Here is a 16032-nt window from a genome sequence, read left to right on the forward strand (position 1 = left end):
CACGCTACGAACAATCATTCATGCAACATTTCAAATAATGTAAATTTATGTTTAATCTTCAGGCAACTAGGAGCAAAATACAACAACACGCATATGATTGGCATGTGCGGAACAGATGTAAGGAATTATAATGCCTGATAATTTAGATATTACACGGCCTCTTGATGCTCAGCGAGTAAGCCTAAGCCAAGAGCATGAAGTTGTCTATTGGACCAATACACTAAAAATAACTAGAGCACAGTTAGTTCAAGCTGTTTCAGAAGCTGGAACATATATCTCTGACATTAAAAAATGGTTAGCTAACAGACGTTAACATTACATGGGAAGAGGCCAGTAGTTGTTTCTTTCCATGATTAGACTCTCTTCTTTATCCCGTATAAACAGAAGCATATAAACTACTAAACTGAAACAAATCCATGTTTACATTACTTTGTAGCTCCCCTTTGAACTTCCCCCCGTCACCGCCACTTGTGCATTCTGCGTGATCTCATCTACCACCGCATTGGCTATCGCGATCGCAAACTTACTCGCTTGGGCATGTTCACCTGTGATCACAATGCCTTGTGCTTGCAGCTCTTTTTCTATTTTTTTTTTCAGTGATGTTTTGTTTAATGCCATTACTTACCAGCCTTAACGGTTGATGATAAATCTGAGTGTGGTTTACCAGTGAACGCGCAAATACAATCACCCTGTACTACGCCTTTGCCGCCGTTCATGGTGATAAGGTCTGCGGTGTAACGCATGTTCTTGGCGCTCGCTTCAATGTCTTTCTCTACGTTGATAATTCGATTCCCCATCACTTTGAGTTTGTCATCGAGTCCAATCACGATATCTCTGAGCAGCCCAATAATTTGAGTTTGATTGCCACCATTGATGAGATGCAAATTCGCCAGTGAGCCTAGCGTGACATCATCACCCGCCATCACTTCAAATGTGCCTAACGTTTCAATGAGCTTTTGGCCACCGATGTTCTCTTTGCTGTGCTGAGTTGTGATGATTTCATGCTTCCCAAACTCGCCTAGATAGCGATCGGCTTGCTGCAGTGCTTCAAAGGATTGAGTATGCCTTTTTTGGTCTGTCGCTTGGCTTTGATTACCCGCAGCATCAGTTCTAGAAAATACTTCATCGCGCTGTTGAGTTAACTGCTCATCCGGCTCTAATGTTGGCAATGACCAACCATCACCTAAGATGGTCCGAATAAAAGCTTTATCATTTCGGCCATACGCAAACGCAATTTCAACAATCGAGCCTTCTTTCGGCGTAGAAAACTGCCCCTGCTCTGCACCGCCTATCACCGTTGGCAGTGGCACCGCTTTGTAAATAGGAACAAGCGCATCGACTTGGCCATACTCATCAAGTAACTGAACATCAACGGCATAACGTGGACGAAACGAATTGTGTTCATGCCCAGCCTCGCTTTGGTCGGTGACCGCTTCCACTCGCCCGAATCGCGGTAAGTGATGCCCTGCTGCGAGCTCTGGAAACAGATAATGCAGTTTACGTTTTTCAGCAGCTTCACCTTGTTTCCAATACAAAGTCATTTGGCTTTTTTCAAAATGCACCTGCGTGATACGTTTACCATTAACGATAACCCCAGGTCTGACTGATGGCATTGCCGCCAATGTCATATTGTCGCCTCCTCGCTGCTTACTTGAAAGTGACGTTTCCAGCGCAATCGGGCGAGAGTACCAACGACTATGCTCAAAACTTCCCAGATAAATGGTGCCATCCGATTGCTGATACCAAACAAAGTCATCAATGTTGAACGCTCGCCCGAGATTATTCAGTAACTGATAGCCCGTGCCCTGTGAGGTGAAGTTGGCAATGCGAGTAACAACATACTCTTGTTCAGGCAACACGAACTTAAGCCCCGTTTCAAAACTGAGCTGTTCAATAATTTCGCTCACGGTCGCGTGCTGAATGCTGATTGGCCACCTTGCGGCCAGTAACCCTGAGCGCTCACGAGCAATAAAACGGGTGTAACCATTTTGGGCCGGCTGCGCTTTGGTAACAAAACCATCAAAGTAGCGTTTGAACGCCCCTTGATAACCGATATGTAATTCCACTAACTGGTTTTCTGTTACTTCCCCTTTGGTGACGAACGTGGCGCGACCACCGGCTGACAATTCAAATATCACCTGCTCTTCTGCAAGCGCGGTAAGTTCCCCATCGATATAAAGTCGTTTGTCTAGCTTCATGCTAACTGCCTCTCTTTTTGAATCAGCGCATCTTCAAATCGAGTCGGCCTGGTTTGCTCAGCCTGATTGGCAATCGCCGCATGGGTTTTCGGTTCAACGCTTGCCGTGCTCTCGGTTTGTTGAACCTCTGCATGGGTTGGGTTTTGACTTTCTCGCTGCTCTTTCACTTCAGATACCGATAGATATTCTCGCAGTTGAAAGCTGACTTTCCATGCCATGAGTTTTTCTTGTTCATCGGCCATCACTCGCCCCATGAATCGCACTTGCCGAATGGTCATGCTCTTAGCGAGCTCGTTACCAATGCGATAAATTTTACGCTTGCCATCCTCTTTTTGACGCGACAACACCATGAGCCGTTTTAATACTTTGGGCTCTTTAAACGGAATTAAGCCGGTGACAGAAAGCACCATCCCCTTATCACCTTGCTCACTGGCATCGGTGCCCGAAGTCTGGCCGCTCATGTCTTCGTCTTTCAGCTCCATCGAGAGATTAATTCGAGGAGATTTCATCGGGATAATTTCAGCATCCAGGGCAAGTTGGGTCATGCAAATAACTCCGATAGAAAAGTAAGAGGCTCACGACTTAAAAAGAGTGAGGCAAAGGTATAGCTATTGGCACGACTTGGGGGCTGCGATTGTTTAAGCATGGTGGCCAACACTTCGGTAGTACCGGTGGCTTCAAACTTAAGTAATTCGACATTACTCTGTTTGAGTCCATTAATGGACGCTTGCCACTCCTGCAGTTGTAAGCCTCGTTTTTGCGCTAACTGGCTGAGCTTATCGACGGGGCTTTGCCTATCCGCCGCCAGTGATTCTAGCTGCGCGACCTGCGCCCCTTGCCAGTTCAATACGCTTCGTAATGGTTCAGGAGTTAAATTGGATTGAGGTTTAAATCGAGGCTGAATAATAGCTTTAGGCTGAGTGAATTTATCCGTCTGTAAGCTTTGTTCTTTGGCGAGCCGGCGCGTCACCATCCCAAGCTCGGGAATATTGACCACGTCAAACAACGCCTTGGTACTTTTCGCAAAGTTCGCCAGTGAGCTTTCCGCAATCATCCACCCTTCCGCATAAAGCTTACCCGTGGGTTTATGTTTGTCATTCACATCCAAAAGCTTATTCGCCAGTATTTCAGTCGCTCTCTCTGGTGATAAATGATGCCCCGATTGAACCGCGTTCCCCACCTGAAACTGATACGGATGCACTGACAATATTTGTCCCTGGCACAGCAGTGTTTCAAGCGCAGAGCGTGCCGACAGTATCGCGTCAGCCGATTGGCTTAGTGGGTGACGTTCTAAACTGACGTTACCAGCAAGGCCTCCCACTCGGTTGACGCTCGCGGTCATTACGCCCGCGACTTGGCTCAGTACCGCTTCACTTTGAGTTTGAATGTCCTGAGCGCTGTCAGGCCATTGGTGTGAGACCACTTGCCAAGTCATACCGATAAACCAGAAAGCGTTGGACGGCCACATTCAGGGAAATCTGGTTGCAGTAAGTATTCAACCAAGAGCTTTCTATCCATCAACAGTTTGTAATAATTCTCTTCTGTATTAGCGGTTTTGCGAAGTTCTGAATACTGCTCAGGGATTTGCATGTCTTCTGCGTATGGCTTTAATATTGTTTCAACCTTTTCAAGCTCTGCGGTTTGCCAAACTGTTTCAACGTCCGCAGCATCAGTTACAGGCTCGACATAAGGTGCGATAGCCCCAAAGTTACCATTAATAGCGCGTTGATAGAGCGCCAAACCATGCTCAGTGTCTGCATTATCACTTGCTGAAAACGGTACATATTCCTCAAATTCGGTAAATTGAACATCCATATCCAATCTCGTTTTTTCCACATTGACCCATTGAGGGTTTTTAGCCTCGACTATCGTTAACATCATGCAATCCTTACGAACAACGTTGAGAAGTTCGTTATATTTGAATCCTTACAATTACCCATACAACGCCACGTTCCCGTTTGGTATGGCCCATAAAAACCTGAACTATTATCGGTAGGGCGCAACTTACTACCTGAAACCGTATCACCAAATGAAAGATTGCGAATATCACTACGCATCAACCCGTATGAACCAACAACTCCAGCTTGTGGGGCAGTTGCCTTATTCAACGCTTCTACTGCCTTGTTGTAAGCAATTCGAACCGCGCTCGAAGTCGCCGCTCTCGCTGCGCTTTGAGAACTGACCGATGTGGACAGTTGCACCGTACCAGATTGCGCCGTTGTTGCACTTCGATGCGTCCATTTACTGTGCGCTATACTTAGCGCTTCCGTAGCTTGGTTATAGGCCAGAGCTGCTTTGTCATGCGCTGTTTTTACCGCTTTTGAGCTTGCTGAGATGACTGAACTTGTGCTGTTCACCACATCGGAAATAGAGCGCCATGTATTCGTGTTTGGGCTTAATCCTTGACGAATGGCGGTGTAGAGCTGGCTGTAAGTTTTATTATCAAGCTTGGTTGAGTTCGTTACTGTCTCCGTTCGCTTCCAATAACGGCCATCAGCCGTGGCTTGGGTCATTTTACTAGCGGCAAGGTTGTAGGCTGATACACCTTTGTCATACGCCGTTTTTACGGCTCTTAAGCTTGCTGATATATCCGAACTGTTACTATTCACCACATCAGAAATAGAGCGCCATGTATTCGTGTTAGGACTTAAGCCTGCACGAATTGCGGTGTAAAGCTGGCTGTAAGTTTTATTATCAAGCTTGGTTGAGTTCGTTACTGTCTCCGTTCGCTTCCAATAACGGCCATCAGCCGTGGCTTGGGTCATCTTGCTTGCTGCAAGGTTGTAGGCGGCTACACCTTTGTCATAAGCTATTTTGACTGCTTTTGGGGTGGCGGCTAATGTTTCACTCGTTGAGTTCACCGCGCTCGACAACTTCGTGGCGCCATATACGGTGAGCGAGGCTTGAACATAACTCCACTTTGCATTGGCTTTATTGAGCGCTTCCACCGCTTTATTGTATGCAGACCTTACCGCGCTTGGTGTTGAAGCTAACGTGGTACTCTCTGAACTGACCGATGTTGATAATTGAACCGTACCAGTTTGAGCGGTTGTGCCTGCTCGATGTACCCACTTACTCGCCGCTAAGTCATACGCAGCATTGGCACGATTTAATGCCGCAACGCCTTTGTCATACGCTGTTTTCAACCCTTTCGCAGAAGCAACCAAAACTCTCGATACAGAACTTACGCTATCGGTAATCGACAATTTATCTATTTTTTCTTCGAGACGTTCATTCACTTCATATTGCTGGTAGTACTGCTCAAACCCTTCAAGATAGCGGCGGTCGGTAATGGCTCCCGCGCTGTTGATATCGGCAATTTTCGTCACGTAATGCTGATAACCATCACCGTCAACGTAGTCACTTAAAGTACTTTTACTGGCTTTAATCTCAACCTGAGTATGCCACTGGCTCAGAGGTCCACCCTGCCAGCTCGCATCAAGATACACCCCGCTAGAGTTTATGACGTTGGTTAATGTCATACCCGCATCAAGGTGACAACGCAAACCGCCCACATAACCGCAACCAGCTTTAGCCAGATAATGACTACCGGATTTAGTGATCTTAAAACCATCACCTAAAAAGGCAGCGTGGCCAAACACATCAATGTTAGCTAAACGCTCCGCTTCATCCATACCAAACAAGCGAGAAGTAAAGTCAATCTGCCAAGTCGAGGCGCCCACCGTAATACCGGTGGCCTGCTTGGCATCTTGATAATTCATCAATACTGAACGCGTCACCGAATTACCATTTTGTACGCCTGGTATCGATTCGAATTTAGCAATCGTCGGAATATGCATGATAGCGGCTAAGACATTATGGCTTTTGCTGCGAAGTCCTACCCAGTTAAACTCAAAATCTCCGACTCGCGTATCCATGATAAGGGAATAGACCACAGAGTTTGGCCCTACAAAGCCGTGCTGAGTGACCGTTGAGCGATATACAATCTGAGCCGCCGATGGCATGGTTTCATCACGGTCGATGGGAGCATTCGCGTCTTGCCCTGGCACCAATGCCAAAACAAATTCATCAAGCTCAACAGGGGAAGCGATGGCTTCTTGCTGCGCTTTATACGTTTCAAACGCTTTGGTAATAATACTTTGCGCCATGGTTATTCCTCTAAGCTCACCACGCAGCACTGGTGGTCCCAGTCCAGTGGTGACGCCGTCATCTGTAAAGTGGTGGTACTGATAATTTGATATTCATAACGGCGGCAAGTGCGCCCGTATTGCATCAACAGTTGTTCAAGTAACGTCGTGTTATCTGAAAGCTGTGAATCACTCAACCGAATGGTGATGATGTCCCAATCCCTTTCAGGCGTGCGCTCATCAATCTCGACCACGCCAACGCCCAAACGCTGAAAAATCCGAATAAAACCAGCCTTCTCGCCAGCGTCCCTGGCATTGACGAACGCGAACTTCACTCGCTTACGAAACAGTGAAGAGGGCTCATCTTTAAAACGGGTAATGTCTCGGTCCCAGGCTAAAACCTCTAGCAGCCGTTCACTGCATGTCATCGGATCAAGTTGCGCCAGTGGGTAAAGCAGCCAACAGCGAATCGCTTGCCAGTAATTCATCAAGCCTGTGGCAAGAAAATGCGGCTCTTTGAGTCCTTTTGCAATTGAGCGGCCATCCATCCACCACGGCACCGTGGAAGCAGGTAAGTGCGGCGTATTCGCATCATGATCAAGCGGATCCCCCTTTGGTGATTCATCCATAACTCACCACCACTTGGTTAAGCCTTGGAATGGCCAATTCACTCACAATATCAGGCTCATCAAAACGCACACTTAATAGTGAATCGTTCAACTCAGCATGAATTTCTTCAGTCAATTTACTAAAAGAAAACGTTGATTTCGGGTAGGTTCGAGTCACGTTTTTATAACTGTCACTTTCTCGAAACGCCGCTTTAACCATGTTTTCTACATCCGTTTTCAAACTAGCCTGGCGAGCCTCACTGATATTGGGTTTCACCCAAATAGACGCATTCACGGTATGCATGGTTTCTGGTAACCCTAAGCACAACACGTCATCACCATGACCATGATTGCCTTGCGCCATCACGTACACATTAAGCTGTTCTAGTAAATGGCTCGGAGTAATACCAACGTCCATCAAAATATACGCATTCGCCGTGCCCGGGCCTCTTGGTGCATCGTGTAAAAAGTAGATTTGATCACTGCGAACGCCGGCAACACTGGCAAGCATTGAGCGGTAAATCGCATCAATGTGATAACGACCGACGACACTGAACTGGTTACGAATACGCAGCGAGAGTTCTTCATCGTCTTCTAAGTCTGAGCCGAGCGTGGCTATCCAGTCGGCTTGGTTCATCGCGTGTGAAATGCCCGACACTCCGACAGGTAAAATTGAGTAATAACCCGCAGGTAAGTTATAACCACTGCCCGCCTTTTCGGCCTCACAAATCACAAGTCCACTCGCTTGATGCGCTTCAATCAGTACTTCATCGACCACCACCATTCGATAAATTGTGTCTTCAATTCGATCCGTTTCAATCACGGTCCCTTTGGGGATCACAATGGGGTTCTCTGGTGTCTCTTTGAAAAAGGCCACAACGCCACGAGTTTTGGTCGCGGATTTACGTGCTAAGTCGACATCCCACGCCTTTAAATCGAGATAGATGCCTTTCGCCGTCGCCGCAAAGGTATTGGGCAACACATGACCGGCCAGTAAATTATCCATCAGCCACAGCGTTGGCGCGATCACAATGGCTTTGATTAAGCGCCAGAAAGGAGACATTCGGCTGTCGTTACTGACTTTACTGCCTGCTGCTACCACCTCTTTTTCCAATTCAATGGCAATGGCTTCTTCCGTGGTCGGAATGCCTTCCTCGGTAATGATCTTTTTAAAATCGACTTGTGGGCGAATACTCATAACGGCACTCCCATTTCAATGTTTCCATACTCAGTAGTTTCGGCAAACATGCCAAGTAAACCAGGGGATTGCTCTTCCACTTCAGCAGTCCCTGGTTCAATACGTGTATCGGTTTCGATCAGCATTTCAATGCGAGTTAACACATCTGCTCGTAAGATCCGACTACGCTCAGCTTGGTATTCACGCAGCAAGCCACTTTCTAAAATGGCGTGCTTGATATCCTGTCCTATGCTGTTTCTGTCACTGGTATAAATCGGCTGTTGACCCGCATCAAAATCCAATCCACCGTCACTGACAAGTAAATCAATATAAAGCTCATTCATGGGGCCATTAACTCCTGCCACTCGTCGAGTTGGTCACGAGTAAACGGCTGCTCTTGCTTGATGATGATGTCGCCCGTGTGCATGCTCTTACTGTTATCGGTGTAACCATTACCGCCAGCCTGAGTGATGTAGTTCGCCACCGATTGACCTTGCTCGGTTCCACCGTTTAAGTAATCCGATATAGGTTTGGTCATGCTTTCACGGCGCGCTTGCATGTCGATAACATCAGGATCAATACTTGGCATATTGGCCGCGTAGTTAACTGAGCCGTTCAACTGTGGCGCGGTTGCTGCTGCAAACTCAGCGTTGTACTGCGCTGCCGACTGATACGTAGGCACATTTTTCAACGCTTGTAACTGCGCTTTATATTCTATGGGGCTTGGTTGAGGCACTTCTGGCAGCACGGACTGCGGCAACTGAGCACGATAATGAATACTGCTGTCTAGTGGCTCAACTTGAGATTGATATACCACAGGGCTGGGCTGCCCTAACTCTGGTAATACAGATTGAGTCACTGGAGACTGGGCACCGTAGCGATAAGGCTGCGCAACTTGTTGGTAATTACCTCGCGGATAGCCCGTTTTTTGTGCCATCACCTCTGGCATGGTTGGCTGTTCAACCTCCGTGCCGATGTTAATACCAGGGATAAGGTTCACTTTGTCGATGAGCCAATCAATACCATCCCCAACCAGTGCGAATGGACTTTTGAACACATCAAGCAATGAAGTGATGTACAAGCTGATGCCGTCATACACCATACCAAAGCCACCAACCGCGCGTTGCCATATGGCGGTGAACTGTTCTGGAATAGTACCAAGCACGGCCATAGCAGCCGTTGGGCCATCTTTGAGCAAAGTGAAAAAGCTTTTTGCGACCGTCCACGCCGTTGTGAATGGTAAAATCAGCAGTTGAACACCCGCACCTAGAATATTCCACGCGCCTTGCCCAGCAAGAGCAATCCCTTGGAATACGCCCGATGCTCGGTCAAACATCCAACTCAATTGAGACATTAAGTACTGAACAAACGGATTACCTAAAATGCTATCAACGGCGCTATCCCATGTCCCGGTAATAAAATCAAAGCCCAGTCCAATTTGCTCGAACACCCACCAATCACCCAAAGCGCTGGTCATAACATCCCAATTTGAGATCAAGGCATACGTGGCCACTCCAACTGCCGCTATTGCAGCAGGGATCCAAAAGATAGGGTTAGCCAACATCATGGCGGCACTTTTCAGCGCCGTCAGACCAAACGCTTTCATCCCACCAGATGCCGCCATCAGCGCTTTATCGACTAAGAACGTCGACACCGCATAAGCTTTGGAGGCCAGTGAGGCGTTTTTAGAGTAGACGCCTTGCTTTAACATCGAGTAATTAAATGCCCACAATGACCATTTTGCTTTGGTGTACGCGCCATTCAGGCTAAGCACGCTGACTTTAGTGAACAATAAAGGCGTTTTTAGAGCGTTCATTGCCAAGCGACTGGCGCCCATGGTGAGATTGTAGGCGCCCATCACGCCAGCACCACCTGCGATGGCAAGTGCAAGGTAACTGGCATAACTGGTTAAGATTGGAAATTCTTGAGTGTAACCAAGCAGAGTTGTTAAGCCATCGGCCATGGCTCCTGCCACGCTATTGATAGCAGGAAGAATTAAGCCAAAAGCCCCCGCTCGTATCGCGTACCAACTCGACTCTAGTCGCTCCCATTGGTCGGTCATCGCGCCAGCCATGTTTTTAGCAAAATCAAGATTGGCCAAACCACCAAGGTCTGCAATATTTCCCTGCAAGGCGTTGGTTTTCCCAATGAGGTCAGTCACCACCATAATGGCTTCATCTGAGCCGAAAGCGGTTTTCAGTTGGGTGATTTCCGTTGAATCAAGCTCCCCGAACTTACCCTTGATGCTTTCAAGGATGTTGTACATCGGGAGTAGCTTGCCGTTGGTATCGGTAAAGCTTAAGCCCAATTTATCCTGAGCTTTTACGGCGCCCGTTAAGAACGCCTTGTATTTGGTGCCGGCTTCCGAGCCAGACATCGAGCCCTGCAGCATCCCCAAAATGGCCATTTGGTTTTTCATTTCAATACCGTGGGTTTTCGCAAGAGAACCAATGCCTTTGAAAGCATCCGACATGCCTTGGCCCGTGGTTTTAAACTTCTCGACTGACTTGGCCGTCATGCCTGCGACGCGCTGCGCCCAATCACTTTTACCAATAGCGTCAGCTTTGTCCTGGAACACCGAATACATGGTGCCCATGTAGTTGGTGATGGTCGCTGTATCGGCTTTGGTGGCAGCTGCAAGAATGGCCGAACTTTCGGTCACGCCCGCAAGGTCTGCGCCCGACATATCACCCATCGCGGATTTTATGTCATAAGCCGCGCCCACCACTTCTGTTGCTGATTTTCCGTACTCAGCAGAAAAACCAAGGGCAGTTTGTTGAAGGGTTTTAAGATCGGCGTCTATCACGCCAAGGGATTTAACTTCACCAAGAACTCGGTCCATTTCGATTGCTGGCATAAACGCTTGTTTCACCGCATACCCTGACGCCACTAACCCAGCGGTACCACCGGCCATTTGCTTCCATGACTGACGGCTCACATCCGCCGTTTGTGTCACGGTTTTCTGAATGCCCTTTAAAGGCTTGGTTGCAAAATCTTGCAACCCTATTTGCATCATCAATTTATCAACAGAATTCATTAATGATCATTCTCCAGAAAGGGCTTTATTAATGCCATTGGCCACAATTTGTGCTTGGTTCTTGGCAAGCCACAAAGCGCGAGCATAGTTCTCAGTAGTGTCCGGTGCATGAGGCAAGTAATGCGCTTTTAAGGCGAACACTTGCTCCAATCCGTTGTCTTCAATCGCCTTGGCGTGGCGGATTAGTTTTTTACTTCGATGTCCAATTCACCTTGGAATTCACTGTTCACCGCACCGGCTAATTGCATGACCGCACCAGGGATTTTCAGAGCATCATCCAACGCTTTTTTGTCGTCTTTATGCACCACTCGGCGTAGATAGTTCGTCGTGGGTGCCACCTTATCGAAAGGCGTGGTTTCATTGGTGAGTTTGTTAAACGCTTCTAACGTGGGTTCAAAGCGCAGTTCGTTGCCGTTTACGGCGATTTTAATGGCTGGTTTTGTCATGCTACTTCTCTTTTATTTAAGGTTTCATAGATTCGGTTGAAGCCATTTTCAATTTGACGCTCTACGCGCTCAAACCCGTCTTTGACTTCATCTTTCGTTGCGTAGTTTTCAGCAACGTGGGTTTTAAATTCAGCCAGTTCTTTAGTGACTGTGAAAAATTTAGTCACTAAAGCGGTCAATAAAATGGTTAACAGAGTGGCGGCTGCAATCAATACACTCATCCAAGCAGGATCTAATGCCATCGCTACTCCCTCTGTTTGGGTGCCGGTACCTCTTTCAAACGTTTACCTTGCAGTGAGGTAATCACATCATCGACGGTCTCTTGAAGCACATCGTTCGTCGTCAACGTTTTAAGGGTGTTTAATCCCCAAATCACGCATCGCGTTGCAAAGCGTTCTAAAATCACGCCCCAAGCAATCTGTAGAATCAAACCTTTCAGTACTTCCAAAAGGCTTTTGCCCATTACGCCAAGCAGAAAGTTCATGCCTTATCTCCTATCATGGTTTGGTATGCATCAAGGTAATCTTGCTCTGTTGCTTTACCTGCCGAAGTGTTCCAATATTTTTTGGCGTATCGCGCTAAACCTGCCAAATCTTCCGCCTCGGGTATCGATTCAGGAAAGCGCAGTAAATTCAGCCGTGCCATACAGACGGCATATTGGGGGTTAAACACCATTTGCTCGGGTTTTCCTGAGCCAACAAACGCCGCTGCAACTTCCAGTAAGTGCGGCCGAGTCTTCGCCAACCATTGCACTAACCAGTGATAGGTGTCTGGTTCCATCTGAGTAAAACCCAGTGCTGGACCTTTGATTTGCTTGGCATAGGTTAATTGACCCGATTCATGAGCCACAATCATCATGATGAGATTAATGGCCGCTTGAGAATTGAGCTTTCCTTTTCCACCGGCCGCCATATCTAAATGGTCAAGTGCAGGTTTAATGACATACTCAATAAATAGCTTTGCTAAATTCATAGCTTCCCCTGTTCAATTAAATGTTGGCAGTGAGCGCAGTGCTGACATCCTTTTATGGCTTCGCGTCTTCCCTCAGGAATAGGCGTGTCACATTCAATGCAGATTTGGGCGCTCGTGTGTTCGACCTGTTTCTTTTGATTGGCGCTGTGATGAGCAATTGCCATTTGTCGCTGTTTGGTTTCAAGCGAACTGGCTTGATCAAGTGCATCCATTTCGCCCCCTATTAACCAATCAAGTCGCGAGTGTCATCGCCGCTTAAATACGGCACACCATCGATATGAATAAAGTCAGGGCTGGTCACCGCACCTTTCACTTTGTGTTTAGACTTATCCGCAGAAGAAGGGTCGACATCGAGTAAGCTATCAATGGATAACTTCACGCCATGGACTTTGATTTCGAGCTCTTCACTGCCCGTATTGGCGTAGAACAAACAATCATGAGGCTCAATATCACGCCAACTGCCTGCGGCTTTCGCACCTTCACCAAGAAGCTTAAAGTTTTTTGTATCGAGCTCGTATTCCACATCCGCGCTCACTGCGCCATCGGTGTAACCATCTGGCACGCCGCGAGTTGGCGCCGCTTGGCTATCATCTGAAATCGACACCGTGGCTTTTTCTACGTGAACCAAAATACCGTGAATATCGATATCAAAGCTCATTCCTGAAATTCGTTTTCCCATTACGCGATCTCCGGATTACTTAGGTCTAACATCAAGCCCGCTGAAATCGATTTAGGGCAATCTTTTGGCTTAGCAGATAGGTAAATTTCTACGCTGTTTTTGTTCTTCCACGTAATGGCAATCGCGTCATCGGTTGGACTTTCGATTTCACCAGGGATCACAAACTGCCCAATCGTGGTACTGACCGCCATTTCACGTAACGGGCGGGTATAACGCATTTTGGCGCGAGCCGTACTGGCAGGTTTGCTGTTGAATGAACGATCACCGATATCACCAATGGCAATGATACGAACGCGGCGAGCAATCTTGTCGATGATGCGGCGATACTCCACGACTTGAAAATCGCCCCCTTCCACATCGAGAATTCGACCATCCGCCCAATAGATACCGTCATAATCCGGGAACCACGCCATCACAGACAGACGGTTTTTCTCTAGGGTTTGCAGTGTAGCGGAGCCTAATGCTTTGCCATCACTGTCGATAGGCAGCGTCACATCACCAATCAATGGTCCTGTTTTGACGCGCATCGGCGTATCAGCAATGGATACGGCGCGGTTGCATAAACGCCCTGCCAGCTTGCCAATCGCATCAGGGAAAAGCTGAGGTACAAGCATCACGCCATCAGCGGCAATCGTGTCTTGGACTGCCACCATCGCGGTTTCATAATCAGACCATGTTTGGGTTTTATCATCGATACCAGGCAGCGCCAGCATCATGAACGTCCAACGGCCATACTTAGCGATCAACTCATGATAAAGTGCTTGAGCGGCTGTCACTGTGGCTTTATCGGTTGTTGGTACGGTAAGCACAACGGCTTCAAAGCTCTGTGTTTTCTGCGCGGTTTTCACCGCTTCCGTCCAGTTCTCTGGGGCAGACATAACATACACGGCAGCGGTCCAGTTTTGTCCAGCATTGAGCATGGCAGCGTTAACATTGGCTTTAAGCGCCGAGTCGTCTTCGCCAAGCAATTCATCGAAATCAGATTGAGTATTGACTGACAACAGCTTGCCAGCATTCTTGGTACCTAAACCGATATAGAGGAAGTGACGCTCAACTTCGGTCACTGGCCCCTGCATTTGGTTCAGAGCATTTACGTTTATAATTGGCCACGCCATTGTGCTTCCCCTTCGGTATAAATTAGCGAGTGTGTTTCAGTTCTTGACGCAATGCCGCTCTGGCCTTACGTTTATCGACTTGAGTAAAAGGTCGAGCCGGTACTTTGGTTTCCCATGATTGGGTTGGCGCATTCCCACGCATCTGCCTTAAGATCAATCCGGCTTGCTCTGCGCTGAGATTAGCCTGTATCCATTTCATGGTTGGCTTTCTTAATTTGCCAATCGGGGCTTGTGGGTTAAGCCTGCGTGCAAAGACTTTAAAGCCTTCATCTTTCAATGCTTTGGCTTGAGCGCGGCTAGCTCCGCCTTTCCCACCTTCAATCGCATTCAGCGCTTGGGCCAATCGGCTTTTATTTTTTGGCATTGCGCAGCGCCTTTATTGCTGCAGCTCGGGTATGACGCTCTCGATGACCATAATGCTGTTTCGCCGCCACTTTTTCGGTCGCACTTTTACGCCAACCTATCGTGGCATGGTTGCCATCATTGCCCGTCACGGTAAGCAGTGACGCCAATCGAACCTGCATCTTTTTACGGCTTTTCCCCGCTCGTTTTGGCCACTTCTTACCATCAGGCGCTTTCTGTCCTTTCTGGTTTTTACGAGAGGTTTGCACCGACCCTTTTGCTGCGTTTTGTAATATCCGCTGCCTGCGTTTACGTGGGAGCGTCATGGCCTTAAGTGATTCAAGTACGCTCAACTGGGATTGCTTATCCACACTAATCTTGATCATCTGCGGTCACCGGACTGGCTGGATTGTTCGCGTTGATCACATCAATATGCTCAGCACTCCAGACTTCATAAGGAGCATTGGTCCACCGCTTACCACGCCATATCACTTCACCATTTTCATGCTCAACTAGCATCAACGGTTCAATGAGTTCGACTTCTACCGTCATGATCACGGTGTCATCACTTTCAGGCTCAATATCAAAGCTCGGCTCAGCTAAATCAAAACATTCACGATATTCATCGTGGTCATCAAGCCAGGCCAGAACGTTAGCCATCACCACCGCAGGGTTACTCTTTTTGAATGGGAACCGCTCAAAACTGAACACGGCGGTGTACTGCATCTGCCCAATATCAAAACCTAACCCTTGGTTTTTTGGTGCGAGCGTTAAGCCCACATCTTCCATCCAGCATTCAATATGCTTATGAAGTCTTTCATCAGTCGTTTGGCTTAAATGCTGATTGAGTCCTTGCAGCATGAAACCTGCCTGATACTGATTTTTTACTTCACTCGTCATAACAGCGCTACTCCACAACGACTACTACCATTCATGGCTCTGATATGCTGCTGACTTTCGGCCAATAAGCGCTCAGTAATACTGCGCTCACTTTCAGCAATGCGATCGCCTGCTTCTTTGGTCTGTACGCTTGCAAACTCAGAGACCATGTCGGCTTTCGCTCTGGCAAACACCGCTTTTTCATACAAAATAACGATGCTATTTTTGCCAAGCACTTTGGGCAAACCTGTAAGGCTTTCCGCTTTGTCGATGCCTTCGGCTTGATAGCCTGCTTTCACTAGCTGTAATGCAATGTTGATTTGGCTGATTGCGGCCGCTAAAGAAAGTGCCACCGCTTCTGCATCCATATCTGCAGGAATGCCACGACGCTTTTCAAAATCACCGGCGTTCAAGTTAGGCCAAAAACCGTCGTTCTCTATTTCAGTGTCTTGGTAGCTATCACTGATTGGATTGCCGTCAAACATTGAATA

General features: G+C 47.7%; 23 protein-coding genes. 1 reads left to right on the forward strand and 22 read right to left on the reverse strand.

What is annotated here, in order from left to right:
* The first annotated feature begins 130 nt into the window (after positions 1-130).
* Positions 131-313 carry a DUF3606 domain-containing protein gene (locus OCV39_RS14890; RefSeq protein ID WP_261889871.1) on the forward strand — a complete coding sequence of 61 codons (183 nt, stop codon included), beginning with the start codon at positions 131-133 and terminating at the stop codon, positions 311-313.
* Positions 314-420: 107 nt separating this feature from the next.
* Here OCV39_RS14890 and OCV39_RS14895 read toward each other — a convergent pair whose 3' ends face one another.
* From OCV39_RS14895 to OCV39_RS15005, 22 genes are read right to left on the reverse strand one after another with little or no spacing between them, the layout of a single operon-like run.
* Entirely contained in the window at positions 421-618 is a 198-nt protein-coding gene (locus tag OCV39_RS14895; protein WP_261889872.1) for a hypothetical protein, read from the reverse strand.
* Complete coding sequence (locus OCV39_RS14900; protein ID WP_261889873.1) at positions 618-2198, reverse strand: hypothetical protein; 1581 nt, start codon at positions 2196-2198, stop codon at positions 618-620. The genes OCV39_RS14895 and OCV39_RS14900 overlap by 1 nt, the downstream gene beginning before the upstream one ends.
* Positions 2195-2743 carry a baseplate complex protein gene (locus OCV39_RS14905; protein WP_261889874.1) on the reverse strand — a complete coding sequence of 183 codons (549 nt, stop codon included), beginning with the start codon at positions 2741-2743 and terminating at the stop codon, positions 2195-2197. The genes OCV39_RS14900 and OCV39_RS14905 overlap by 4 nt, the downstream gene beginning before the upstream one ends.
* Positions 2740-3666 carry a hypothetical protein gene (locus tag OCV39_RS14910; RefSeq protein ID WP_261889875.1) on the reverse strand — a complete coding sequence of 309 codons (927 nt, stop codon included), beginning with the start codon at positions 3664-3666 and terminating at the stop codon, positions 2740-2742. The genes OCV39_RS14905 and OCV39_RS14910 overlap by 4 nt, the downstream gene beginning before the upstream one ends.
* Entirely contained in the window at positions 3630-4079 is a 450-nt protein-coding gene (locus tag OCV39_RS14915; RefSeq protein ID WP_261889876.1) for a hypothetical protein, read from the reverse strand. The genes OCV39_RS14910 and OCV39_RS14915 overlap by 37 nt, the downstream gene beginning before the upstream one ends.
* On the reverse strand, positions 4076-6307 hold the full coding sequence (locus OCV39_RS21255) for a tail fiber protein (RefSeq protein ID WP_315973071.1): 2232 nt from the start codon (positions 6305-6307) through the stop codon (positions 4076-4078). The genes OCV39_RS14915 and OCV39_RS21255 overlap by 4 nt, the downstream gene beginning before the upstream one ends.
* A gap of 2 nt (positions 6308-6309) precedes the next feature.
* A complete protein-coding gene (locus tag OCV39_RS14935) occupies positions 6310-6915 on the reverse strand; it encodes a phage tail protein (RefSeq protein ID WP_261889877.1) in 606 nt (201 codons plus the stop codon).
* Positions 6908-8092, reverse strand: a complete 1185-nt coding sequence (locus tag OCV39_RS14940) for a baseplate J/gp47 family protein (RefSeq protein ID WP_261889878.1) — start codon at positions 8090-8092, stop codon at positions 6908-6910. Before OCV39_RS14940 ends, OCV39_RS14935 begins: the two co-directional genes overlap by 8 nt.
* Positions 8089-8415, reverse strand: a complete 327-nt coding sequence (locus OCV39_RS14945; RefSeq protein WP_261889879.1) for a DUF2590 family protein — start codon at positions 8413-8415, stop codon at positions 8089-8091. Before OCV39_RS14945 ends, OCV39_RS14940 begins: the two co-directional genes overlap by 4 nt.
* Positions 8412-11108, reverse strand: coding sequence for a phage tail tape measure protein (locus OCV39_RS14950; RefSeq protein ID WP_261889880.1), 2697 nt, complete (start codon positions 11106-11108; stop codon positions 8412-8414). Before OCV39_RS14950 ends, OCV39_RS14945 begins: the two co-directional genes overlap by 4 nt.
* 6 nt (positions 11109-11114) lie before the next feature.
* Positions 11115-11249, reverse strand: a complete 135-nt coding sequence (locus OCV39_RS21210; protein ID WP_390903261.1) for a DUF6890 family protein — start codon at positions 11247-11249, stop codon at positions 11115-11117.
* 41 nt (positions 11250-11290) lie between these two features.
* Entirely contained in the window at positions 11291-11554 is a 264-nt protein-coding gene (locus OCV39_RS14955; RefSeq protein ID WP_261889881.1) for a putative phage tail assembly chaperone, read from the reverse strand.
* Positions 11551-11796: a hypothetical protein gene (locus tag OCV39_RS14960; RefSeq protein WP_261889882.1), complete on the reverse strand. Its 246-nt coding sequence runs from the start codon at positions 11794-11796 to the stop codon at positions 11551-11553. Before OCV39_RS14960 ends, OCV39_RS14955 begins: the two co-directional genes overlap by 4 nt.
* A 2-nt stretch (positions 11797-11798) precedes the next feature.
* Positions 11799-12038: a hypothetical protein gene (locus tag OCV39_RS14965; RefSeq protein ID WP_261889883.1), complete on the reverse strand. Its 240-nt coding sequence runs from the start codon at positions 12036-12038 to the stop codon at positions 11799-11801.
* Positions 12035-12526 carry a hypothetical protein gene (locus OCV39_RS14970; protein WP_261889884.1) on the reverse strand — a complete coding sequence of 164 codons (492 nt, stop codon included), beginning with the start codon at positions 12524-12526 and terminating at the stop codon, positions 12035-12037. The genes OCV39_RS14965 and OCV39_RS14970 overlap by 4 nt, the downstream gene beginning before the upstream one ends.
* A complete protein-coding gene (locus OCV39_RS14975) occupies positions 12523-12738 on the reverse strand; it encodes a TraR/DksA C4-type zinc finger protein (RefSeq protein ID WP_261889885.1) in 216 nt (71 codons plus the stop codon). The genes OCV39_RS14970 and OCV39_RS14975 overlap by 4 nt, the downstream gene beginning before the upstream one ends.
* Before the next feature lie 11 nt (positions 12739-12749).
* Positions 12750-13205 carry a DUF2597 family protein gene (locus OCV39_RS14980; protein WP_261889886.1) on the reverse strand — a complete coding sequence of 152 codons (456 nt, stop codon included), beginning with the start codon at positions 13203-13205 and terminating at the stop codon, positions 12750-12752.
* The gene (locus tag OCV39_RS14985) at positions 13205-14320 is read right to left on the reverse strand and encodes a DUF2586 domain-containing protein (RefSeq protein ID WP_261889887.1); all 1116 of its coding nucleotides are present in this window, start codon (positions 14318-14320) and stop codon (positions 13205-13207) included. Before OCV39_RS14985 ends, OCV39_RS14980 begins: the two co-directional genes overlap by 1 nt.
* 22 nt (positions 14321-14342) lie before the next feature.
* Positions 14343-14684 (reverse strand): hypothetical protein, encoded by a 342-nt coding sequence (locus OCV39_RS14990; RefSeq protein ID WP_261889888.1) that lies wholly within the window; start codon positions 14682-14684, stop codon positions 14343-14345.
* Positions 14671-15048, reverse strand: coding sequence for a phage virion morphogenesis protein (locus OCV39_RS14995; protein WP_261889889.1), 378 nt, complete (start codon positions 15046-15048; stop codon positions 14671-14673). The genes OCV39_RS14990 and OCV39_RS14995 overlap by 14 nt, the downstream gene beginning before the upstream one ends.
* Positions 15035-15562 (reverse strand): phage tail protein, encoded by a 528-nt coding sequence (locus OCV39_RS15000; RefSeq protein WP_261889890.1) that lies wholly within the window; start codon positions 15560-15562, stop codon positions 15035-15037. Before OCV39_RS15000 ends, OCV39_RS14995 begins: the two co-directional genes overlap by 14 nt.
* Positions 15559-16026: a head completion/stabilization protein gene (locus OCV39_RS15005; RefSeq protein ID WP_171755874.1), complete on the reverse strand. Its 468-nt coding sequence runs from the start codon at positions 16024-16026 to the stop codon at positions 15559-15561. Before OCV39_RS15005 ends, OCV39_RS15000 begins: the two co-directional genes overlap by 4 nt.
* Positions 16027-16032 lie beyond the last annotated feature (6 nt).

The sequence above is a fragment of the Vibrio cortegadensis genome (assembly GCF_024347395.1).
Classification (GTDB): Bacteria; Pseudomonadota; Gammaproteobacteria; order Enterobacterales; family Vibrionaceae; genus Vibrio; species Vibrio cortegadensis.